21 protein-coding genes are annotated in these 23609 nt (G+C 42.7%); 11 read left to right on the top strand and 10 right to left on the bottom strand.

The features are described 5' to 3' along the window. Positions 1-22 precede the first annotated feature (22 nt). From BM528_RS05880 to BM528_RS05870, 3 genes are all read right to left on the bottom strand, one after another. Complete coding sequence (locus BM528_RS05880) at positions 23-1153, bottom strand: efflux RND transporter periplasmic adaptor subunit (RefSeq protein WP_071979086.1); 1131 nt, start codon at positions 1151-1153, stop codon at positions 23-25. 239 nt (positions 1154-1392) lie between these two features. After that, the gene (locus BM528_RS05875) at positions 1393-1788 is read right to left on the bottom strand and encodes an OsmC family protein (protein ID WP_071979085.1); all 396 of its coding nucleotides are present in this window, start codon (positions 1786-1788) and stop codon (positions 1393-1395) included. A gap of 64 nt (positions 1789-1852) precedes the next feature. Then, entirely contained in the window at positions 1853-2836 is a 984-nt protein-coding gene (locus BM528_RS05870) for a CvfB family protein (protein ID WP_071979084.1), read from the bottom strand. A 65-nt stretch (positions 2837-2901) separates the two neighbouring features. Between BM528_RS05870 and BM528_RS05865 the strand changes: the two genes are divergently transcribed. Genes BM528_RS05865 through BM528_RS05850 form a run of 4 tightly spaced genes read left to right on the top strand, consistent with a single transcriptional unit; the run spans position 2902 to position 6163 of the window. Continuing rightward, positions 2902-3627, top strand: coding sequence for a 5-oxoprolinase subunit PxpA (locus BM528_RS05865; RefSeq protein ID WP_071979083.1), 726 nt, complete (start codon positions 2902-2904; stop codon positions 3625-3627). A 19-nt stretch (positions 3628-3646) separates the two neighbouring features. Further along, a complete protein-coding gene (locus tag BM528_RS05860) occupies positions 3647-4360 on the top strand; it encodes a 5-oxoprolinase subunit B family protein (RefSeq protein WP_071979082.1) in 714 nt (237 codons plus the stop codon). After that, entirely contained in the window at positions 4332-5300 is a 969-nt protein-coding gene (locus BM528_RS05855; protein WP_232230584.1) for a biotin-dependent carboxyltransferase family protein, read from the top strand. Before BM528_RS05860 ends, BM528_RS05855 begins: the two co-directional genes overlap by 29 nt. Further along, complete coding sequence (locus BM528_RS05850; RefSeq protein ID WP_071979080.1) at positions 5297-6163, top strand: D-amino acid aminotransferase; 867 nt, start codon at positions 5297-5299, stop codon at positions 6161-6163. The genes BM528_RS05855 and BM528_RS05850 overlap by 4 nt, the downstream gene beginning before the upstream one ends. A 208-nt stretch (positions 6164-6371) precedes the next feature. Here the strand turns inward: BM528_RS05850 and fur are convergent, their stop codons facing one another. Then, positions 6372-6797: a ferric iron uptake transcriptional regulator gene (gene fur, locus BM528_RS05845; RefSeq protein WP_071979079.1), complete on the bottom strand. Its 426-nt coding sequence runs from the start codon at positions 6795-6797 to the stop codon at positions 6372-6374. A gap of 312 nt (positions 6798-7109) precedes the next feature. On the opposite strand from fur, the gene BM528_RS05840 reads away from it, so the two are divergent. Further along, positions 7110-9107, top strand: coding sequence for a methyl-accepting chemotaxis protein (locus tag BM528_RS05840; RefSeq protein WP_071979078.1), 1998 nt, complete (start codon positions 7110-7112; stop codon positions 9105-9107). 55 nt (positions 9108-9162) lie between these two features. On the opposite strand, the gene fldA is transcribed toward BM528_RS05840, so the two are convergent. From fldA to BM528_RS05815, 5 genes are all read right to left on the bottom strand, one after another. Further along, positions 9163-9687, bottom strand: a complete 525-nt coding sequence (gene fldA / locus BM528_RS05835) for a flavodoxin FldA (protein ID WP_071979077.1) — start codon at positions 9685-9687, stop codon at positions 9163-9165. A gap of 30 nt (positions 9688-9717) precedes the next feature. Continuing rightward, entirely contained in the window at positions 9718-9936 is a 219-nt protein-coding gene (locus BM528_RS05830; protein WP_071979076.1) for a DUF2788 domain-containing protein, read from the bottom strand. Positions 9937-10121: 185 nt separating this feature from the next. Continuing rightward, positions 10122-10889 (bottom strand): alpha/beta fold hydrolase, encoded by a 768-nt coding sequence (locus BM528_RS05825; RefSeq protein ID WP_071979075.1) that lies wholly within the window; start codon positions 10887-10889, stop codon positions 10122-10124. A 112-nt stretch (positions 10890-11001) separates the two neighbouring features. Beyond that, positions 11002-11400, bottom strand: coding sequence for an H-NS histone family protein (locus BM528_RS05820; protein ID WP_071979074.1), 399 nt, complete (start codon positions 11398-11400; stop codon positions 11002-11004). Positions 11401-11942: 542 nt separating this feature from the next. Next, the gene (locus BM528_RS05815; RefSeq protein ID WP_071979073.1) at positions 11943-13592 is read right to left on the bottom strand and encodes an electron transfer flavoprotein-ubiquinone oxidoreductase; all 1650 of its coding nucleotides are present in this window, start codon (positions 13590-13592) and stop codon (positions 11943-11945) included. 370 nt (positions 13593-13962) lie between these two features. Here BM528_RS05815 and BM528_RS05810 point away from each other — a divergent pair, with 370 nt between their 5' ends. Together BM528_RS05810 and BM528_RS05805 are read left to right on the top strand one after the other, a co-directional pair. Then, positions 13963-14715 (top strand): electron transfer flavoprotein subunit beta/FixA family protein, encoded by a 753-nt coding sequence (locus BM528_RS05810; protein ID WP_071979072.1) that lies wholly within the window; start codon positions 13963-13965, stop codon positions 14713-14715. Further along, positions 14712-15638 (top strand): electron transfer flavoprotein subunit alpha/FixB family protein, encoded by a 927-nt coding sequence (locus BM528_RS05805; protein WP_071979071.1) that lies wholly within the window; start codon positions 14712-14714, stop codon positions 15636-15638. The genes BM528_RS05810 and BM528_RS05805 overlap by 4 nt, the downstream gene beginning before the upstream one ends. Positions 15639-15745: 107 nt before the next feature. Here the strand turns inward: BM528_RS05805 and BM528_RS05800 are convergent, their stop codons facing one another. Beyond that, positions 15746-16054, bottom strand: a complete 309-nt coding sequence (locus BM528_RS05800; protein ID WP_071979070.1) for an isoamylase early set domain-containing protein — start codon at positions 16052-16054, stop codon at positions 15746-15748. A gap of 310 nt (positions 16055-16364) precedes the next feature. On the opposite strand from BM528_RS05800, the gene BM528_RS05795 reads away from it, so the two are divergent. The 4 genes from BM528_RS05795 (at position 16365) to BM528_RS05780 (ending at position 23608) form a co-directional block, all read left to right on the top strand. After that, positions 16365-17606, top strand: a complete 1242-nt coding sequence (locus BM528_RS05795) for an efflux RND transporter periplasmic adaptor subunit (protein ID WP_071979069.1) — start codon at positions 16365-16367, stop codon at positions 17604-17606. Further along, entirely contained in the window at positions 17606-20767 is a 3162-nt protein-coding gene (locus BM528_RS05790) for an efflux RND transporter permease subunit (RefSeq protein WP_071979068.1), read from the top strand. Before BM528_RS05795 ends, BM528_RS05790 begins: the two co-directional genes overlap by 1 nt. A gap of 31 nt (positions 20768-20798) precedes the next feature. Next, on the top strand, positions 20799-23012 hold the full coding sequence (locus BM528_RS05785; protein WP_071979067.1) for a prolyl oligopeptidase family serine peptidase: 2214 nt from the start codon (positions 20799-20801) through the stop codon (positions 23010-23012). 239 nt (positions 23013-23251) lie between these two features. After that, entirely contained in the window at positions 23252-23608 is a 357-nt protein-coding gene (locus BM528_RS05780) for a hypothetical protein (protein WP_071979066.1), read from the top strand. Position 23609: the final 1 nt, after the last annotated feature.

Here is a 23609-nt window from a genome sequence, read left to right as displayed (position 1 = left end):
ATATTTCCTTATTTTCGCAAATTTAGCTGTTAACAACTTCAACAGGCGCACTATCTTTCAGGTTTTGATGACCAGCGGTAACAACCTGCTCGTTCCCCAATAACCCGTCGGTAACCTCGACAACGTCGTTGTTTTCAAACCCGGTAGTTACATTAACCTTTTTTACAACGCCGTTGTCGACGACAAAAACACTGTGGCTATTATCGATAGTAACCAGAGCACGACGAGGAACAAGTGTAGTATTGGCATGAGTGGCATATTCTAATGATACGTCGGTGAACATGCCTGCTTTCAACGTATTGTCGCCATTTGGGACTCTTAGCGTCACTTTGAATGTGCCGGTGGCAGAGTCGATAACCGGACTAATTCTTTCTACGTGTGCCGTTATCTGTTGGTCTTTCAGAGCAGAGACAGTAAGTTTTGCCACCTGTCCTTGAGACACATTAGTAAGCTCGTTTTCTGGTAGATAGACTACGCCCTGCAAGTCTTTTTGCTGCACTATATGAAACATTCTTTCACGTTGAAAAGACTCAGTTAAATTGCCTACTTTTGCATTTCTAGAGGCAATAAAACCACTGATGGGCGCAACAATCGTGGTTTCTTTTAAATCGAGTTCCGCTATAGATACCGAAGCTTTGACCGATTCATACTGGGCATTAAGCTTGTCGTAGGTATCGTCGCTTATAAGTTTCTGAGAGTAGACTTTATTCACCCGTTCAAGCTCGCTCTCAATGCCGGCTAAATCTGCTTTCGCTTTGGATAGATTGAGCTCGTAGCGGCGTTTGTCGAGCTGAGCTAACGCTTGTCCTTTTTCTACGTAATCACCTTCTTCAACAAAAATTGATTCAATAATTCCAGATGCTCGTGCAGACACAAAGGCTTCTTCTCTAGCCTCTAAAATAGCAGTGGTATCATAAGTAGAAGTGATGTTGCCTGTTTTTAAATGAGTCGCTTCAACAGGTACCGCAAAGGCGGTCTCTTCTACCTTTTCGGCGTTTGCCTTTGTATCAACGGCATCCGCTTCTGAGCAACCTGTTGCCAGTAATGCCAGTGCAATTAATGTGCTGCCGATGAGCGTATAGCGTAAAGAAAACGAGGGGGTAACTGAATAGTTAGATGTGGGGGTAGATGAAAAGTCTTGTGTGTGTTCCATGGTCAATGCCCTAACGTTGTTGTCGTTATGTCGTAATGACCGGTTAGAGCAGTTAACGTGCCAGTAAGTATTTGTCTTTATTTATCAATATTTTACTGTTATTTGAGCGGTGAAATTAAAAAGGCCAACTCTTTAAGTTAGCCCTTTTTAAAATTTGTTAGTCAATATTGCTAAACTAAGGTGTATTACACCAAAGTATATATTGATGATATGCCTAGAGAAGAGCGTACAACCGATTTCTATTCTACCAGTGAATAGCTGGTGGTGATATTGACACTGTCTTTAAGCATTAGCATGACTGAACAATACTTTTCTGCAGAAAGTTGAACTGCTCTCGCTAGAGCTTTATCGGTAATGCCTTTACCCGATACAACATAATGTGCGTGAACTTTTTCGAATACACGAGGAGCCTCATCTGCGCGTTTTGCTTCTAGCTTGCACTCGCAAGCGGTAATATCAAAACGGCCTTTTTTTAATATTTCGACAACATCTACGCTAGAGCAAGCTCCCATAGCTACCAAAACTGACTCCATTGGAGAGACAGCGTTACCACTGCCGTCCATAACCGTACTGTAGCCACTGTCCGTTGTGCCGGTAAATGTTAGGTCTTTATCCCATGAAACATGTGCTTTCATTATCGATCCTAAATGTTGTAATTAACGCGGTGCGTGCAAAATTATTTGCTATTAGCACTGATGCTTAGTCGTTTTTGTTTAACCGTATTGCATCAGCACTGATCGTTATTTTCTTTTGTTTATACAAAGCGCCTAAGGCCTTTTTGTAAGCAGCTTTGCTTACGTTGAAATGACTGTAAATATCATTAGGCGCGCTTTTATCGGTAAGGGTTGAAATACCACCATGAGCGTCTAGATCATCAAGAATGGCCTGCTGCAGTTCATCACGTGCGCTTTTATCTATGCGCTGAAGAACAACATCAATTTTTCCATCTTCGCGAATAGTTTTTATAACGCCTGATGTTGCTTGTCCCACCTTCAATGGTTTGAACGCATCGCTGTGGAAGATAAGCCCCAAGTTTTTCTCGTTTATAACAACTTTGAACCCTAAATCGGTTTTCGCATAAACAAGACACTCTACGCTGTCGCCTTCATTTAAGTAGGCACTGCTTTCTTTGAGAAAATAATGCAGCTTTGTTGCACCCAAGATGCGCTGTGTTTTGTTGTCAAAAAACGTGTGAACAACGTAGTTCATTCCCGCGCTAACCGGCTCTGCCTGGTAATCATCTGGCACAAGTAGGTCGTTATCTAAGCCCCAATCAAAGAATGCACCAAAATTAGTGGCCGACACAGCCTTTAACACTTTTACTTCGCCAACCTGAATCAATGGTTTTTTTACCGTAGCGTAAGCTTCGCCCCGTTGATCTGTAGCAACAAATACCTCTATTTCAGCATTGGTCTCTAAAGGTGTTGTTACCTCATCAAGAGGAAGCGTTACGGTATCGTTAGCACCTAGTGTGTAAGCTTGCGAGTCAAAATTAGCCGCCGACGATATACTGTCATGACGGTCGCTCTCATAACCATTATCTTGAGCGCCATTATCTTGAAATACTTTGCTTTCTGCTTCATCGGCAACGGTATTTTCACTGCGCTCTAGCGCTGCTAACGCATACCCAAAAGGGTACTGTGCAACGACGCGCAATGTATTAATTTTTCCAATATTTATCATTAACACTGACTTTTTTAATAGAACAGGTAACATGATATCGGATTGAGGTTAAGAGCTAAACCATTATGAAGTTAAATTGCGATTTAGGTGAAAGTTTTGGCGCATGGTCGATGCCGGTTGAGCGCGATATTATGTCTGAAATAGACCAGGCAAATATAGCTTGCGGCTTTCACGCGGGTGACCCCTTGGTAATGAAAGCAGCGTTAGACATTGCTAAAGCACATAATGTAAGTGTAGGAGCTCATCCATCCTACCCAGATTTACAAGGCTTCGGTCGTCGAAGTATGGCTATGCAAGCTAATGAACTCACGGCCTGTATTCAATATCAGGTGAGCGCTCTCATTGGTATGGCAGATATTGTTGGCACTACGGTAGATTATGTAAAGCCCCACGGTGCTTTATACAACGACATGATGAAAGATGCCGACGTACGCAAAACGGTCATGAAGAGCGTTGTTGTTATAGGGCAGGGTAAAATTCCTCTCATGGTTCAGGCAACCTCACAAAACGATTTGATTTATGATGAAGCGCAGTCGCTTGGCTTGAGTCTTTTGTTTGAAGCATTTTCAGATAGACGCTACACAGACGACGGGCTTCTGCAGTCTCGTCACATACCCGGTGCAGTGTTGCATGAACAAGAAGCATTAGAACAAGCTAAACAACTCATCGAACATCACTCAGTCACTACCGCATCGGGAGCGACACTGCATTTACAGGCCGATAGCTTGTGCGTGCATGGCGATACTGCCGGTGCTGTAGATATAGCTCGGCAAATAAGAGCCTTTCTTTGAGCAAAATAAGGATATCTTCATGCAACCCTTTGGCAGTATAAGGCAGCTTGTTCCGGTAGGTGCAGATGCCATTATGTTGTATTTTTCCGGTGACTCTCTAGAGCAGGCAAACTCTTCCTGTCAGCAGTGGTTACACATGTTGGACAGCTTTGCATCAAAAGCGGGTAACTCTTGGGTTGTTGAGTGCGTGCCTTCCTACGACAGTTTGCTTATTGTTTTCGATATAGAACAAGTTGATAGCCATTTTGTTTATCATTCACTTCAACAGTGGCAAACGCGATTACATAACCAAAACAATGACGGTTATCAAAAAGCGATTAAGCGACATACACTGCCAGTTTGGTATGGCGCCAAGGCAGCGAACGACTTAGACGAAGTGAGTCGTAAAACATCACTTCAGAAAGAAGATATCATAGCGCTCCACACCAGCATGGAGTTCAAAGTCTATGCCGTTGGGTTCGCACCTGGTTTTGCGTATATGGGAGAACTTCCAAAAGCGTTACAGTGTGCAAGACTAGCTTCACCAAGAAAGAAAGTTCCCAAAGGGGCAGTAGCAATTGCCGACCGTCAAACGGCCGTGTATCCCAGTGATTCTCCTGGCGGGTGGAATTTATTGGGCTTATGCCCTGTACCCATGGTTGGCGAGAATAATATTCCCTTACTCAGTGCGGGCGATATCGTTACTTTTAGCTCTATAACAGAAAGTGAGTTTGTTAGTTATCATGCAGGTTGAAGTTATCTCTAAGGGCCTTTTCAGTCTCATTGTTGATGAAGGAAGAAAAGGCAAGCAGCGCCAGGGCTTTTCTCAGTCGGGTCCAATGGATACGATTGCTTTTTATTGGGCAAATTTTCTCGCTCACAATGAAGATAATACGCCCTGTTTAGAGATTATGGGAAACATGTCTTTGCGTTTCAGCGAGGCCTGCGTGATCGCTGCCACAGGTAGGCAAGTAAAGCTGAAGGTAAACGGTAGCGAACAGCCCGTCTACAGAACCACATTTGTGGAAAAAAATGACATTGTTGATGTCTCTAGTGAGTGTTTGGGCTGCAAAGTTTATTTAAGTATTTTAGGCCAATGGCAAGTATCTAAGAGTGCTGGCAGTGCCTGCACAGTGGTGCGTGAGTCGCTTGGTGGTATTCATGGAAATGGACAAGTGCTGCAAGATTCAGATGTTATTGAAATTGTTTCAATCGCAGAATTAAATTTTAAAAACCTCAATTTAAGAGAGCTACCGGTAGAAAAGCGTTTCAATTACCAAGCAAAGACTCCTTTTAAAGTAATAAAGGGTTATCAAGAGGCCTTTTTTAGCGACGTATGTAAACGGATTTTCACTAATAGTATCTATACGGTTAGCCCGTCGATAGATAGAATGGGATATCGATTAACGGGAGAGGGTGTAGCGTCATCTTTAAGCACCATGCGCTCTGAAGCTATTCATATCGGTGCTATACAAGTGCCTCCCGATGGGCAACCAATAATTATGATGCGAGATAGACAGACGTTGGGAGGATATCCAAAACTAGGCTGTTTAAACCCGCTTGACGTAAGTCGCTTGGCACAGCAAGTGCCCGGCGAGCAAATCTCTTTTGTTTTTCAAGATAACGAAGAGGCTAGGGCATCGGTGTTGTTGTTCCAACGGCAACTGCATCAATTAAAAAGAGAATTAGCATGACAATTGCATTTTTAAATGGTGAATACCTTCCCCTCAGCGAAGCCAGAATTTCCCCAATGGACAGAGGCTTCTTGTTCGGTGACGGTATTTACGAAGTCATTCCTACCTATGCCGGGCAGCCGGTTGGCTTGAGCGGACATCTTACCCGACTGGCCAATGGTTTATCTGCTATCGAGATTGAAAACCCGTTCGATAATGTGCAATGGAAAGCTATTGTTCTTGAGTTAGCAGGAAAGAACGCTGATTTTATAGAGAGTAAGAATATTGGCGTGTACTTTCACGTGAGCCGTGGCACAGACGCTAAACGCCATCATGCTTATGCTAGCAATATCTCGCCTACCGTATTTGCATTTGCCTTTGAGATACCGCCACCACAACCCGAAGCTAAAGGTGATGTAAAAGGCTTTAAGGTAGCGCTAGAGGAAGACAAGCGGTGGCAGCGTTGCCATATAAAGTCTACGTCTTTACTAGGCAACGTTATGCATTACCAGACAGGCGTTAAGGCTGGGGTGGATGAAACTATTTTATTTAACCAGCAAGGGCTGATAACCGAGGCCAGTTCATGCAACGTTTTTATGGTAAAAAATGGCATTATCACTACACCACCTTTAAATAACGAGTTACTACCGGGTATCACTCGACAAATCGCAATTGAGGCTTTTAAGCGCGCTCAACTGCCCGTTGAAGAAGAGTGGTTTTCCAAGGAAGCGTTGTTAGAAGCTGACGAAGTTTGGCTTACGTCGTCTAGTAAAGAAGTTGCCCCAGTTATAGAAGTAGGTGGACATATTATTGGCGAAGGTAATGCAGGCGACATGTGGGAAAAAGCGATTAAGGCTTATCATGCCTATAAGTTTATTGCCTAACTTGCTTCTATATTAAGTATACCTTCATGTAAGCAGCTGCGACCTTTTGAACAGCCTGTATGAGCTTTGAATAAAAGAGCTGAGCACTAAAACACAAAAAAACCTGCCAATCAGCAGGTTTTTTTGTACCTTTTCTCTACCGCTCTACCGCTCTACCGCTCTACCGCTCTGGCCAATTAGTACTGTAGCCGCGGCTGAAAGGCGACGCTTAATCTACAGCGTCACAATTCCCGTCTGTACATTCGCCATACAGATAAAGACTATGGTGCGTAAGTTTGATGTTGTGCTGCTTTGCAACCATCTCTTGTCGCTGCTCTATAACGTCGTCTTCAAACTCAATGACTTTTCCACACTTCAAGCACACTAGATGATCGTGATGGTCTTTGTGGCTTATTTCAAAAACCGATTTTCCGCCTTCGAAGTGATGTCTATTGAGAATACCTGCATCGTCGAACTGATTGAGGACTCGGTACACAGTGGCAAGACCAATCTCTTCGTCTTGATCTATCAAAATCTTGTACACATCTTCCGCACTTATGTGTTGATTATTTGGGTCTTGCAGAATTTGTAAAATTTTAAGGCGAGGTAGGGTGACTTTTAGCCCAGCTCTTTTCAATTCTTTGTTTTGATCCATTACAACCTACTGAGAAAGTGTGAAAAACATTTGCACGTATTATAGGTAACTTGATGGGATTTTAAAGTAAAACTACGGTTTCTTTAAGTCAGCGAACGATTTTTGCACAGCAGGGAAATAAAAGTAATTCTCAGGATGAACCACGAGGGGATAAACTTTGTTGAGATCATCAAATAAGTGTCGGATAAAAAACGCAAATATGTAAAAAAGATATAAACTTTTGGTGCATTGAATTTACATGCTGTTAAACTAGAATTGTAAGACTATTGTGACACTCCTTGCTTTGGTAGGGGGTATTCGTTGGATTCTATTATGCAGTTAACAATAATAAATAAAATAACATTAGGCTTTGGTCTTTTTGGGTGCTTACTCTTATTCACCAGTGTCTTATCCTACTTCGGACTCAACGATATACGGAAATCTGCAGAAGATGTTGTTGAGCGCAAAATGCCAGAGCAAACTAGTATGGTGAGGGTAAAGACGGAAATTCTATCTTTATCTGTTATTACCGCTAACGGTTTTTACGTTGAAAACGCAACCGCATTTGAAAAAAACAAAGCGTTGTTCGATGAGTTATCTGTAGAGTTCACAGAAGATCTCAATAACCTCAAAGCACTGATGCCGTCTAATAAAGACGCCCAGAAAGCCATAGCAGACAGTCTTTATTATGTAGAAAGCAGCAACAACATGTATGCCGCTATAAAATCACGCATTCAAATCGAGTCTCAGCTTCAAAATCAACTTGAGCAAGTTCTTATGACGGCCGATGAGGCAAGTGCACTCATGTTAGATTTGTCGTATATAGATTCTGACGACCCTGGAATTGAAACTCTTATTGGCGCTGGTACTGCAATCGATAATAAGCTCCTGACAATGAACGATTCATTTATCGAGCTAGCGGGGTCAAATCGCTCTGAGGAAAGCTTGGGAATTATTGATGACTTGAACTATCAGCTTAGTAACCTGCAGGTAGATAAAGATTATATTAATCGCTTAGCCTCTAGCATTGACGATGGCGGTACGGTAAGCGCATTTAACGAGCAATACGACGCCTTGCTTGTAGCGGTAGACAAGCTTACCGATTTGCAAAAACAGAAGCTCGACAGCATTGAAAAAACCATCTCCGAAAGGGCCAACGCCAATGCATCGCTCAATACAGCACTAGAAGACATAAACAACTTATTTAAGCGGGTTCAGTCTCAAGCGCTAAGCGGACAAAATGCCATTTTAGAATCGGTTCAAACCAACCTTGTTAAAAATACCGTTGTGGCTATTTTTGGATTGATAACAGCAATAGTGCTTGCGGTGGTAGTGACGCGCAGCATATCAAAGCCTTTGGGGCGCATTAATCGCGGTTTGAGTTTGTTGAGCAAAGGCGATCTAAGTCAAAAGTTATCAGAAGAGGGTAACGATGAGTTTTCCGCACTATCTGCCAAAGTAAATAGCCTTACAGATAGCTTGAGAGAGCTTGTTGGCAATATTTTAGAGCAGGAAAAGCGCTTAATTGAAATAGCCAAAGAAAGCGTAGAGCTTGGAGACAAGAGCCTTGCCGACGTTGATGAGCAAAGAGAGCAAGTAACGGTAACGTCTACCAATACGCTTAACGTTCAAGATAAAAGCCGTAGTAACCTGAAGCAAATCAATCAGGCCATGGAAGCGTTACGCAATATTACAAAGCAAAGCCAGGATATTGGACACTTGGTAGAGCGCAACCGTCTGCAAGTGGATAATCAAGCGAAACAGGCAGAGTCGTCAGCACAAATTATTGGGCGTCTAGATGAGAACTCCCGTTCTATTGGTAGCATTCTTGATGTTATTAAAACCATTGCAGAACAAACAAATTTGTTGGCGCTCAATGCTGCTATTGAAGCGGCAAGGGCGGGGGAGCAAGGTCGCGGATTCGCTGTTGTTGCTGATGAGGTTAGAACGTTAGCAAATAGAACCCATGATTCAACAGAAGAAATTGAGCAGATGATTGGGAATTTACAAAAAGATGCTGCTGAAGCCGTTAAAGCCATCAAGTTTGGAAGAGAGCAAGCCAGAGATGGCGTTGAAATAACCCATCAGGTTGCTGAGCAGGTAAGAAATATTCGCGAAATAATAGAGCAGTTGAGCAATATTAACGAGCATATTGTCACCGACACAGAGCAACAAGACGTGCTGCTTGCCGATGTTGCAGAAAGCTTGAATACCATAGTGAACTTAGCCGACTCCAGTGCCCAAAGTACACGGCAGTCTAACGAGTCTACAATGAAGCTCGATGCACAAACAGAAAGTTTACGAAAAGCGGTAGAGCGCTTTCAGCTGTAACAAAAAACCGCTCAAATGAGCGGTTTTAGTATCTTGAAGGGCGTTATTATAAACGTTATGCAAGCTCTGCTAGACAAAGCTCATCATGTATTTGTTTACACCAAGCCTTAACGCGTGAGTCTGTTAACTCAGGCTGTCTATCTTCATCAATGCCTAGACCGACAAAATGATTGTCGTCTGCTAAGCCCTTAGATGCTTCAAAGTCGTAGCCATCGGTAGACCATTGACCAACAAGGATAGCCCCTTTCGCTTCTACTATATCGCGAACCATGCCCATGGCATCAAGGAAATACTCAGCGTAATCTTCTTGATCGCCGCAGCCAAAAATAGCTACAAGCTTGTCGTTAAAGTCGATATTTTCAAGCTCTGGGAAGAAGTCATCCCAGTCGCATTGCGCTTCACCATAATACCAAGTTGGTATGCCAAAAATCAGTAGATCAAATTCGGCAATGTCCTCTTTACTACTTTTAGCAATATCTTTAACGTCAATGAGTTGCTTACCTAATTCTTTTTGAATCATCTTCGCGACATGCTCGGTGTTACCCGTGTCGCTACCAAAAAATAGGCCAACGCTCGCCATATCAAACCTCTATTAATCGTTACTGTCTATTTAAACGCCTGAATTAAGCCAGAACCATTCGATGATACCCTTGGCTAGAAACCCAATAGCACCTAGACCAAGCACACCGTAGGTTACTACTCTGCCAATGAGAGGAACATCGTTCTTACGCAGCACATCATGAACGGCAAACCCCATCAACCCAAAAAGAATTGCAAGGCCGCCATACAACATAATGGACTCAATTAGTTCGTAGTTTTCTGCAAGCATAGTGTCGTTTATCAAAAATTTCTGGCGCAACTATACCACAGTATCTAAGTGTGTGAGAGACCCAAATATTCAAAAAAATGTAATAGTGCGCAATGCTTTAACCGCTGTAAGTTGTCTCAGCGATGTTTTTAAAACTGTGTTTCAAAAATCCAACGATTCTGTGACATTGATTTTACAAGGCCACTCTATAAAACCCTTTCTACCACGGCGTTAAAAACAGAGGGCTTTTCTGCGTGTAGCCAGTGCCCAACACCATCAATGATATGCGCTTTTGCGTTCGGAAAATAGCGAGCTATATCGTCTTTATATTCGCTGATAATATAGTCGGATTTCGCTCCTTTAATAAATAATGTTGTGCCTGTAAATTGACTGTCTACCGGTTGCCAGTTGATTATCTTAGGGTAACTCTGAATTAGGCCTTTTAGGTTAAACTTCCACGCCCAATCGCCATTCTCTTTTCGATATAAACTTTTAAGCAGAAACTGTCTCACCCCAGCTTCTTTGATAACCGTAGCCATGGCGCTATCAGCATCTTTTCTAGTGGTTAAGGAAGTGAGATCTACCGCATTTAACCCGTCGAATATAGTTTGATGTCTGTGGGAGTAGGCTACCGGTGCAATGTCAGCAACAATTAAATGACTCACACAAGTAGGGTACTTGAGCGCTAATTTCATAGCCACTTTGCCCCCAAGGGAATGGCCTAGAATTGCAAATGTTTTCACCGATATTTGATCGGCTATTTGTTTTACCGCCTCGGCTGCCGTTTCAATATCAAAGCCGTCTGTCCATTCAGATTCACCGTGATCTGGCAAATCAATGCTCACAATATTATGTTTGGCTTCGAAATGACGCTTAACAATGGCTAAATTGTCAGCGCTTCCAAACAGGCCGTGAATCAGAAAAAGCCATGAGTCTGAATGTTCGCAAGGAGTTAGTTTATAGTTAAGTTCCACACAATTTCCAATGTTACGAATATAGTCTAAATTATCAACGGGCCATAATTGCAAGTAGGCCGAGATATTAAAAAGATAAAAGCCTGCAGAGCAGGCTAAAATTGATAACGTTTTAATTTATCGAAAAGTTATCGAGGCTTTGACCACCATCGAGTGCCTCTTTATACACTCTGGGCATTCTACCAATGCCTGTCCAAGGGTGCTCTACACCATTGCTGTCTACAAGCTTGTATTTGATGGGACGCTTTTTACCTGTCTTTTTACCTGAGTCTTCTGTTAAAGCCTTTAGGTCATCAACATCAAGACCGGCTTCTTCCATCTGCCGTTTTATTGCAGCCAGTTTTTCTCTTTTTTCTTGGGCTTCTTTTTCTTCTTCAAGGGCTTTTTCTTTACGCTTATCTATAATATTGGATAACTTTTCTTGAACTGATTCAAGTTCACCAATACTTAATTCCTTAATCGCGCCTTGTAAACGTCTTCCGTGGGTTAAAATATCTAAAAATTCACTCATTTATTAACCTTAATACGTTGAAGATAATATGTAGAATATACGTTATGAATTTAGTTCACTAAACATTGTAATTTGACAGCGGTATTTTGCATATTCTTTGTAAAGTATACTACGAAAATTAAAATGAGCAGATTAGAATTCTCAAAATTAAGCGGTTTTCTGTAAATGAAATGCCTATAAAAAATAGGTGTGCAGGAGAAAAAGTAGAGTAAAGAGGAAAGAGTAAAGAGTAATTGAGAACGGCTGTATTAAAAAATAATGAAAATAGAAATCGCAAATTCAGCGTGCAAATTTGGTCTTAAAATGTCCGTACATTTTGTCGTGTCACCTTGATGTAAAACCACTATACCTGCGGTAACACGCTGCGATTACGAACATTTTAAGTTTCGCTGAGTGGGTAAGTATCTATGCACAATGGTATTGATTAAAAAAAAGCGGGCGCTTATAAAAAAAGCTGCCCACTTTTATTGCTATTTCGTTTGTTAAGCAATAGTGGCTTTCATTCAAACAAAGACTAAAGCCACCCATGCATATTTCAGCCTTTACATATTGGGGTAATTTGGTCCACCTGCACCTTCTGGTACTACCCATCTAATGTTTTGACTAGGATCCTTGATGTCACACGTTTTACAGTGTACGCAGTTTTGTGCGTTAATTTGAAAACGCTTTTCACCCTCATCCTCAATTACTTCATAAACGCCGGCAGGGCAGTAACGCTGAGCAGGCTCCGCATATTTCGGTAAGTTTATTTGGATAGGAATTGAAGGATCTTTTAACTGTAAATGACAGGGCTGATCTTCTTCATGATTCGTGTTAGATAAGAATACAGAAGAGAGTTTATCAAAGCTTAGTACGCCATCGGGTTTGGGGTAATTAATTTCCTGCGTGTTACTCGCTTCTTTTAACTGAGCATAATCTTTATGCTCATCTTTCATGGTAAAGAATAAATTACCGTTGAAGAAGTTTTGCTCTAGGGTATTGAATGCACCACCCCAGAAATTACCCAGCTTATGAATAGCAGGACCAAAGTTTCGAGAACGGAACAGTTCGTCGTAAACCCAAGAAGATTTAAATTTCTCGGTGAAGCTATTTAGCTCTTTTACCGGAGATTCGCTGTTTTCCTGAATCGCCTCAAAAATGCTTTCTGCTGCAAGCATGCCCGACTTCATCGCAGTATGATTACCCTTAATTTTTGCAAAATTGAGAGTACCTGCGTTACATCCAACCAGCAAACCACCTGGGAAGGTCATTTTAGGTAATGAGTTAAAACCGCCTTTTGCAATTGCGCGAGCACCATAAGATACCCTTTTACCGCCTTCCAAATATTGCTTAAAGACAGGGTGATGTTTAAGTCTTTGGAATTCGTCAAATGGACTTAGATACGGATTGTCGTAATTTAAATCTACAATGAGCCCCACGAACACCTGATTATCTTCGGCGTGATACATGTAGCTTCCGCCAGTAGCCTCATCGAGTGGCCACCCTGCGCTGTGAACAACGAGTCCAGGCTGATGTTTCGCTGGGTCTATATCCCAAATTTCTTTAAAGCCTATTGCATAGTGCTGCGGAGAGCTGTCTTTATCCAAGTTGAATTTAGAAATGAGCTCTTTGCCGAGGTGTCCTCTGCAGCCCTCTGCGAAAACAGTGTACTTTGCTCTTAGCTCCATACCTGGCATGTAGCCATCTTTTTGCTCACCATTTTCTCCAACACCCATATCGCCGGTAATAACACCGCCAACACTGCCGTCTTCGTTATAAATAACATCTGCAGCTGCAAAGCCAGGGAATACTTCAACACCTAGTTGTTCGGCTTGTTCTGCAAGCCATCGACAAACATTACCCATAGACACAATGTAATTACCGTCGTTGTGCATAGTTTTAGGTGTAATACCGTTGGGTAGCTTTTTAGCCGAGTTCTCATCATTTAAAAGATAAATGTGGTCTTCGGTAACTGGGGTGTTGAGCGGTGCACCCTTTTCCTTCCAATCAGGAAACAGTTCATTAATAGCGCGAGGTTCAAAAACGGCGCCGGAGAGAATATGTGCACCCACCTCGGAGCCTTTTTCGACTACGCAAACCATCAGTTCTTGGTCGTTCTCGTTGGCAAGCTGCATTAGCTTGCAAGCAGTTGATAATCCAGCTGGGCCGGCACCGACGATGACTACGTCAAACTCCATCGATTCTCGTTCCACGGGAGGCTCCTTATGTTTGTATTTTTATAGTGCACTATTGATGAAACAAATAATGCTTTGTGTCAAAAACATGTAAATTAAATGTCGTTCTGCAAGGTAATCTAGGTTGACGTTTACGTCAACAGTAAGTACATTGCACAGCAGTTTACGTTAACGTTAAGTGAAAACGCATTTTATGCGATCGTAAACGTAGTGTTAACGTCTTTTTCAAGCTAGCCTTGTAAAAACGGACGTTCCACGGTTTCTTTTTTAACGTAAAACACGTATTAAAGTTTCAAAAAGCGTGGTGAAGTAATACGTTTTTAATTTTTAATAGATAATTATTAGTGAAACGTAATAGACACCGACGAACTCTATAATTGAGGTAATTATGAAAATACTCGTACCGGTCAAACGCGCGATCGATTACAACGTTAAGGTAAGAGTGAAGGCCGACGAATCTGGCGTAGACCTTACAAATGCAAAAATGGCCATAAACCCATTTTGCGAAATAGCGGTTGAAGAAGCGGTTAGACTTAAAGAAAAAGGCGTAGCCACTGAAATTGTTGTTGTCTCAATAGGTGACAAGAGCTGCCAAGAACAAATTCGTACTGCGCTAGCACTCGGTGCTGATCGCGGTATTCAAATAGACACCGACCAAAACCTTGATTCATTGCAAGTTGCTAAGCTTCTAGCGAAAGTGGTCGAAGAAGAAGCACCTCAACTTGTTATCTTAGGTAAGCAGAGTATCGACTCTGACAACAATCAGACTGGACAAATGCTCGCGGCATTAACCGGCATGCCTCAAGGAACATTCGCATCTGAGGTTACTGTTGATGGCGAGAAGGTGAATGTTACCCGTGAAATCGACGGCGGCCTTCAAACAATTGCACTTTCTCTCCCAGCAGTTGTTACTACCGATTTGCGCCTGAATGAACCTCGCTATGCATCGCTTCCAAATATTATGAAAGCGAAACGCAAGCCACTAGACGTGAAAGCTGCAGCAGATTTTGGCGTCGAATTGGCGTCTAATGTGAAAGTACTTAAAGTAACGCCTCCACCTCAGCGCGAGGGCGGTATTAAAGTAGCAGACGTTGCCGAGTTAGTAGACAAACTTAAAAATGAAGCGAAGGTGATCTCATGACAGTACTTGTATACGCAGAACACGATAATGCGAGTCTAAAAACTGAAACCAATAAGCTAGTGCATGCTGCAAAGCAAATGGGCGGCGACATTCATGTATTGGTAGCAGGTGAAGGCTGTCAGGCTGTTGCTGATGCAGCGGCGCAAGTAGATGGCGTTACCAAAGTATTGCTTGCCGATAACGCTGTTTATAAATACCAGTTAGCAGAAAATGTTGCTGACCTAGTGTTAGAACTATCTGGCGATTATTCACACGTGATTGCAGCAGCAACGACGACGGGTAAAAACTTTATGCCTCGTGTTGCAGCTTTATTAGATGTTGCGCAAATTTCGGATATTATTGGCGTGGAAAGTGAAGACACTTTCATCCGTCCAATTTATGCGGGTAATGCTATAGCTACAGTACAATCAAGCGACGCAACAAAGGTTATCACAGTACGTGCTGCCTCTTTTGATGCTGCGCCAACTGGCAACAGTGCCGACGTTGCTGGTATCGACGTAGTTAAAGCGAACGATAAGTCAGATTTTGTTTCAGAAGAGCTGACAGAGTCAGAGCGACCAGAGCTAACTGCTGCTGAAGTGGTCATTTCTGGCGGGCGCGGAATGCAAAATGGCGAGAACTTTAAACTTCTTGAGGGTATTGCAGATAAGCTGGGCGCAGCAATGGGCGCGTCTCGCGCCGCGGTTGACGCTGGCTTTGTACCTAACGACATGCAAGTTGGACAGACGGGTAAAATTGTTGCTCCTCAATTGTACATTGCGGTAGGTATATCTGGTGCAATCCAACATCTTGCTGGTATGAAAGACTCAAAAGTTATTGTTGCTATCAACAAAGACGAAGAAGCGCCTATTTTCCAAGTTGCCGATTACGGCTTAGTGGGTGATTTGTTTGATGTGCTTCCAGAATTGGAAAGCGCGATTTAAAACATAAATCGACGTTGGAAACCGCGAGATAAATAAAAAGGGCTGCCAATAGGCAGCCCTTTTTGTAGGGAATCTGTAATTATTGTTTTAGGTGTCTTAGCCGTGGCCTAGACGCGAACAACTGAATTTTCTTCAAAACTTACGGGCGAGCGCTTATATGCGTCAGCTTCCCAGTCGTTTTCCCAAGTTTGGCCGTCGATAAGATAGCGGAATTGGTATTCAGCATCTTTTTCTAAATTAACGGTTAGGGTGAAGTCTCCACTTTTTAGCTTTTTCATTGAAAGGGGCTTGTCGTCCCAGCCAGTAAAGTCGCCGTAAAGCTCAGCGTTTTTCGCTTCTCCTGCTGCTTCCGCATTCAGTCGAAATGTCACTTTGCACACAGGCTTCGATTTAAGGTATTGCTTCTTAAGACTCATGATGTGTTTCTCTTCAACGTAGCGAAAATATTATTTTTAGAAGAAATTGACTTCTTCTAAGCTCATTCTCTCTAGAGCGAATAAATAATCACCGATATTTGAAACTTTTTCAATCATACTTTTTGTCACCTGGGCTGTATTTTTACTGCGTTTGATTAGTGGGAAAGAGAAAGTTTTTATAAAAAATACATAAAATCTAACAATCTAGATAGAGCAAAATAACTGAAAAATCAGTAAACTCCGTGCCACAAAATAAAAAATAAGATGGCTTAACTTAAAAGCCTCAAAATAGTTTTCCTAGGGATAGTAAATGAAAGACTCTGTGTTGAAAAAAAGTGGTATTCCACTTGCCATAGTGTGCGCTGCAATCGTTGCTGCGGTGGTAATGATTAGCGCTAAGAAGCCGCCAGAACAAGTTCCTGTTGAAATACCGGCCTTCCTTGTTGACGCGAAAGAAGTGACTTCCGAATCAATCAGCTTTGTTGTTGAGTCTCAGGGTAACGTGGTTCCCAAACATCAAACTTCATTGAGTGCACAGGTCAGTGGGCAGGTAGTTAGCTTGTCAGATAACTTTGTTGTAGGCGGAACCTTCAATAAGGGCGACGTACTAGCGGTTTTAGAACAGGAAGATTACAAAACTGATGTGAAACTTGCCGAGGCAGAACTTGCGCAAGCGCAAGCTGCTTTGCAAGAAGAGATTGCGCGGGGTAAGGTTGCGGAACAGGAGTACCGCTCAGTTCGAAACTCAACACCGCCAGAGCTGGGTTTACGCAAGCCTCAACTCGCAAAAGAGCAAGCAAATGTTAAAGCCGCTGAAGCAAAGTTAGAACGCGCAAAGCGTAACCTTGAGCGCACGAATATTAAAGCGCCTTACAATGGTATCGTTGTTGAACGAAATATCGATTTGGGGCAGTTCGTTGCAATGGGAACGCCTATCGGCATGATTTATTCAACCGATACTGCAGAGGTTAGGTTGCCTATCACCGATGGCGATCTCAGATTTATCGATATCGCAAATCAATTTTCTGATGGCGGTGAAGTAACCCTACAAGCCATAGCAGGAGGTATTAAGCGCACATGGACAGGGCGCTTGGTGAGAACCGAAGGTATTTTAGACACCGGAAGCCGTGTGGTATTCGCTGTAGTAGAAGTAGAAAAGCCTTATCAATTAATTGAAAACCGCGATGCGCCTTTGCGCTTCGGTCAATTTGTTGAGGCTCAAATTACGTCAGGTAAAAAAGAAGCATTAATTGCTTTACCGCGAAATATTCTTCGCCTCGATAATACGATACTCACGGTAAACGAAAACCGAGAGATAGAAATTGTGCCCGTTGATGTTACCAGAACAACCGCTGAAGAAGTTTATATAGATGGCGGATTGCGCGAGGGTGCATTGGTAGTTACTAGTGCGGTTCCAAATCCCTATAACGGTATGAGGGTAAGGCTGCCGGGTGATGAGGTTGAGCTGGCTGAAGAGGCGACGTCAGATCGAGGAAAAGATACAAATGAAATCGGTTCCGATTCTGCTAATTCTTCTAAAGGTGACAACTAATGAGTCGCATAGATACAAATAGCGGTTTAATCGCGTGGTTTGCACGCAACAATGTGGCATCAAATTTATTGATGTGGCTACTTATTGTTGGAGGATTATTCAGCGCATTTAGCATACAAAAACAAGTATTCCCCAGTTTTGAAATAGATGTCGTCAATGTTCGAGTGCCTTATTTGGGGGCAGCGCCTCAAGAAGTTGAAGAGGGCGTGCTGCTAAAAATAGAAGAGGCTGTGAAAGAGCTTGAGGGAATAAAACAACTCAATGCCACTGCTGTAGAGGGAATGGGTACAGTTAGCATTCAAGTTGAAGAAGGCTATGACGTTAAGTCGCTCCTCGATGAAGTAAAAGTGCAGGTTGATGCTATTCCTAGTTTTCCTGCCGATACTGAAAAACCAGTCATCTACAGACAAAAAATTCAACAAGACGTCATTTGGGTTTCAGTATACGGCGATGCCACAGAGCGTGAGTTAAAAGAATTTGCAAAAGACTTGCGCGACGATATCGCTAACCTACCAGGTATCTCAAGCGTACAAGTTGTGGGCGCCAGAGATTACGAAATATCAATAGAGTTGTCTGAATCAGATTTACAAAAGTACAATCTTACTTTTTCTGATGTTGTTGCCCGACTTAGTCAGTCGAGTGTGGATTTGCCAGGCGGTTCAATTCGCACAGAAAACGGCGATATTCTTCTAAGAACCAAAGGACAAGCCTACACCGGTTGGGACTTTTCACAAATTATACTGGTATCAAACAGCAACGGCACGCGTGTAACACTTGGCGACGTTGCCTATATCAACGATGGTTTTATTGAAAACAATCAATATGCACTGTTTGATGGAAAAGACGCAGTAAGTTTGCGCGTAAGAGCAGTGGGCGATCAAAATGCCTTAGAAATATCTGAGCAAGTTAACCAATATATCGACAAAGAAAAAGAGACATTTCCAGCGCATATTACAGCAGATACTTGGGGAGACAGTTCTTTTTACCTCGCTGATAGATTGAACATGATGCTGGAGAATATGTTTTTCGGTGCGTTGTTAGTGTTTTTGGTCTTATCACTGTTTCTGAAAATTAAACTGGCGTTTTGGGTGATTGTAGGTTTGCCAGTGTGCTTTTTAGGCACCTTACTAGTAATGCCCCTTGATATGGTTGGCGTGTCAATCAACATGCTAAGTTTGTTTGCCTTTATTCTCGTTCTGGGAATTGTGGTAGATGACGCTATTATTATGGGCGAATCGGCTTATTCGGAGATAGACGCTAAGGGCCATAGTGCCGACAACGTAATCGCAGGTGTTAAGAAAGTAGCTATGCCTGCGACCTTTGGTGTTTTAACCACTATTGCCGCATTTTCACCAATGCTGATGGTGTCTGGACCCTTTGGTATTATATGGAAATCCATTGGCATGGTGGTTGTTGTATGCCTGATTTTCTCCCTCATTGAGTCTAAGCTTATTTTGCCTGCACACTTGGTGCACATGAAATTAAAGCCGTACGACCCAGCAAAAGCTAATAAATTCCAACGCTTTAGAGATTTTTTTAGCGAAGGCATTAAGAAGTTTATCCATAACACTTACGCGCCATTTTTAGCGAAAGCAGTAAAAAATCGCTACACAACCGTGGCTATATTCTTAGCTATGCTCATCTTAACCATTGGGTTATTCGGCGGTGGCATTGTCAGGTTTGTATTTTTCCCAAGTATTCCAAGCGACTTTATGTCAGCAAGTTTTGAATTAGAGCCTGGCTCTTCGCTTGCGCAGCGAGACCGTGTTCTTGACACGCTTCGCGATGCAATGCAGCGAATGGATGAAAAAGTGGCAGAGGAAACCGGCGGTAATGTAATTAAACATGCCATGACCTTTAATAATGGAAACCTTGGCGGTGAGATATTCGCTGAGCTAACAAAAGGCGAAACCCGCAGTCTCTCAGACTTTGATATTCAAGAACGCTGGCGGGAAGAGATCCCTGAAATTCCAGGCGTGAAAACCTTTAGCATAAGTTCTCCAGGAGGCCCTGGCGGGGGAGCCGACCTAAGCTTCGAATTTAGCTCTAGCGATATTAATGCGCTTCGCGCCATTACCGATGAAATAAAAGAAGTTCTTGATACCTACGAAGGTGTTACCGACATTAACGATACCTTCTCTGGTGGTAGCGATGAAATACAGCTGGCACTTAAGCCACAAGCAGATGCGTTGGGAATTTCGCTTCAACAGTTAGGACAACAAGTTCGTTTTGGATTTTACGGCGCTCAGGTACAGCGTATCCAGCGCGATGATGAAGAAATCAAAGTCATGGTGCGTTATCCAAAATCTGAACGCAGCTCTATTGAGCACCTTGAAAATATGCGTGTAAGAGCGCCTAACGGACAAGAGATCCCTTTCGAACAGGTTGCAACTTTTAGTTTGGGGCAAGGCTTTGATTCAATCATAAGGGTAGACGGAAAACGCTCAGTAACCATTACCGGAGTGGTAGATAAGGCGCTAATGGACCCGTCAGAGGTTACCTATGACGTGATAGACAATATTATGCCAGACTTACTTGCTCGCTATCCCAACGTTGAATTTAAACTACAGGGCAACTCCAAAGAGCAGGCTGATGCTATGTTTAGCTTTATGCAAGGCTTACTGTTTGCATTATTTGCCATATACACCCTGCTGGCTATTCCACTTCGCTCTTACAGCCAGCCGCTTATCATTATGTCGGTGATACCTTTTGGTGTAGTAGGTGCCATTGTAGGTCACTTAGTACTTGGCATGGCCGTCAGCGTATTGTCTATTTGCGGAATCATTGCGCTGTCGGGTGTTGTGGTTAACGACAGCCTCATTATGGTTGATTTTGTAAACCGAGCGAGAAAGGAGGGCCTATCACTGATGGATGCTGCAATAAGTGCCGGTACACAGCGTTTTAGGGCCATCATTCTTACATCACTCACTACCTTTATGGGGCTAATGCCAATTGTATTTGAACGTAGCCTACAGGCGCAGCTCGTCATACCCATGGCGATTTCACTGGCGTTTGGTATTTTGTTTGCTACTGTTATTACACTGCTTCTTGTGCCGGCGCTTTACTTAATTCTTAACGATATAAAGACGGTCTTTACAAACAAAAGTAAAGATATGAATAACGCGACAAGCAGTAATTCTGAAATTGAAAATGCAGGCTGATGTGAGGTTTTGAGTTTCTAAGGAGAGTAATTTGAAAACTAAAATAATGCGTTCGTTCGTTCTGATACTAGCTACTAGTGCTGTTGTTGCATGTAATTCAGCTTATAAAACCGATACGGCAAGCGATACAAAAGCGTCAGGTTCAAGCATACAAGAAGCACGCCCTAGTTCAAGTGCAGTGCTCCCTGCTATATCGGCTTACCCTGCTACGAGAACGGTTGATCAGGTTGATAACTATCACGGGGTGAGTGTTAGCGACCCTTACCGTTGGTTAGAAGCTCAAAATGAGCCTGAAGTGAAAGAGTGGGTTGATGCTCAAAATGCGTTAGCGAAACCGTTATTGAGTGAGTTACCGTCTCACGAACGCTATACAGAGCGCTTGACAGCACTGTGGGATTACGAAAAGTACACTACGCCTTTCATGGTCAACTCAAAAGTATTTTATACCTACAATAACGGGCTACAAAATCAGTATGTCATGTATGTGTCCAGCGAAGAGAATAGAGAAGGAAACTTTGAAGTACTTATCGACCCCAACACGCTAAGTGATGATGGCACCGTGTCTATGGCCTCCATCGAGGTGAGCCCTAAAGCAGGTTTTCTTGCCTATATGCTTTCTGATGGTGGTAGTGACTGGAAAACAATTCACGTACGTGACGTAAACACAAAGCAAGATACTAACGATATTTTAAGCGGTGTGAAGTTTACTAATATCGCTTGGTTGCCTGACGAAACGGGGTTTTACTATTCTCGCTATCCAAAAGATGAAAACGGTGAGTATGACGATAGCAAAACAGTATCGATTTACTTTCATCAATTAGGTACTGAACAGCGCGATGATAAACTTGTTTTTAAATTTGACGATAAACCAACGTGGAATCCATATCCAGCGGTAATACAAGATGGTGAAACACTGCTTATTTCTGTGTTTGAAGGATATGAGTCGAATGGCGTCTACGCAAAATCGTTGACGAAACAGGGGCCTCTATTGCCTATTTTTGATAAATGGGATGGCTTGTATGAACTTATTGGTGAAGAAGATAATAAACTCTTCTTCTCATCTACTCAAAACGCGCCTACTGGTAAGGTAATTCAGGTAACGCTAAACGATAGCCCTAATAGCAATAAAGCTGTTATCGATATTAGTACAATTATCGAAAGTAGCGACGCAACGCTTCGCGAAGCCTCCCTGCTTGACGGTAAACTTTTCGTGCAGTACTTAAAAGATGTAAAAGCTAACGTGGTTGTGTTTGATACCAAAGGAAACAAGCTTAAAGAGCTAGCGTTTTCAGACGTTGGTAACGTGTCAGGATTCAATGGCAGTAAAAATGCCAGCTCCACCTTCTACAAGCTTACTGGATTTACCAATCCGGGGCAGGTTTTTAAATATGATTTAGATAGTGGAACAAGCTCGGTTTTTAAAACCATCGATACGGGAATAGATTACGATAACTACGTGACAAAGCAAGTATTCTATACCAGTAAAGATGGCACTAACGTACCCATGTTTATTGTGCACAAAAAAGGAATAAAATTAGACGGAAGTAACAAAACGCTATTGTACGGTTATGGCGGTTTCAATGTTTCTCTTCTGCCTAGCTATTCTATATCTCGTATGGTGTGGGTAGAGCAGGGCAACGTGCTTGCAATAGCAAATATTCGTGGTGGTGGTGAGTACGGTGAGAAATGGCATCAAGCGGGGACTAAATTAAACAAGCAAAACGTATTTGATGACTTTATCTCAGGGGCAAATTTCCTGATTGAGAAGGGATACACATCGAGCGATAAACTAGCGGTACAGGGTGGCTCAAACGGAGGGCTATTGGTTGGTGCGGTTATCACCCAACGACCAGATTTGTTCGCTGCGGCCTTACCAGCGGTAGGTGTGCTAGACATGCTGCGCTATCACACTCCAAGTGCCAATGCTCGTGGATGGTCTTCAGACTATGGTTTGAGCGAAGATAAAGAGCAGTTTGAAGCCCTTTATGCATATTCACCATTGCATAACACTCGCCCCGGTACATGCTATCCAGCCACATTATTAACAACAGGTGATCACGATGATAGGGTTGTGCCCTGGCATAGTTATAAATTTGCAGCTCAGCTGCAAGCATCACAAGGCTGCGACAACCCAATTTTACTCAAGGTAGAGACAAGAGCGGGCCACGGAGCAGGTACACCAACCTGGATGCGTATTCAAGGCTATGCCGAGCAGTGGGCATTTTTAGAGGCAGCATTACAATAAGTTTAACGCATCAAAAAGTGCAGGGTGAGATACCGCTTGTAAAAATTTAACTTAATAAAAGCCGCTTTTTAAAAGCGGCTTTTTTGTTTGCATTTTGAACAAACAGCATTATACTGTTCAAATAAACAGTGTGGTTTAAAATAATTCGAGTTGATTTGGTGGTAATGCTCGATTATAAAAAAATTTGTCAGTAAGCGGTGGTTCAAGTTTAAGAAGCGCAAACTGCTAGGAGAGAATATATGCAAACAGGTAATAAGTCGGTTGATCAACTCATTGCAAAGTACGGTATTTTATCTACTCCAGGAGTGAACGAGTTCCAACGGCGGGTAAGGTTAACCGGTGGCGATGAGCGCGCAAACAACCTTCCTTTTTGTATGTACCAAAAGGTGGCCTATGCTCCTCTATCTCAATTCTTCAGTGTGCACCACTTCTATTTGCCTTCGCATAAGGGAAAGCTGGCAAGTTTTTTGTTTGATGAAAAGGGTAATTTGATAGAGCAGGTTTACTACCAACGCGTTGCGCGTTGGGTAAAGGTATGCAGAAAGTTAGAGCAGTTAGTAAAACGAAGTAAACAAGACATTCAGCTAGCGGCATAAG

The organism is Alteromonas sp. RW2A1 (genome assembly GCF_001886475.1).
In the GTDB taxonomy this organism is placed as follows: Bacteria; Pseudomonadota; Gammaproteobacteria; order Enterobacterales; family Alteromonadaceae; genus Alteromonas; species Alteromonas hispanica.
This window is presented reverse-complemented; position numbering and strand designations above follow the sequence as displayed.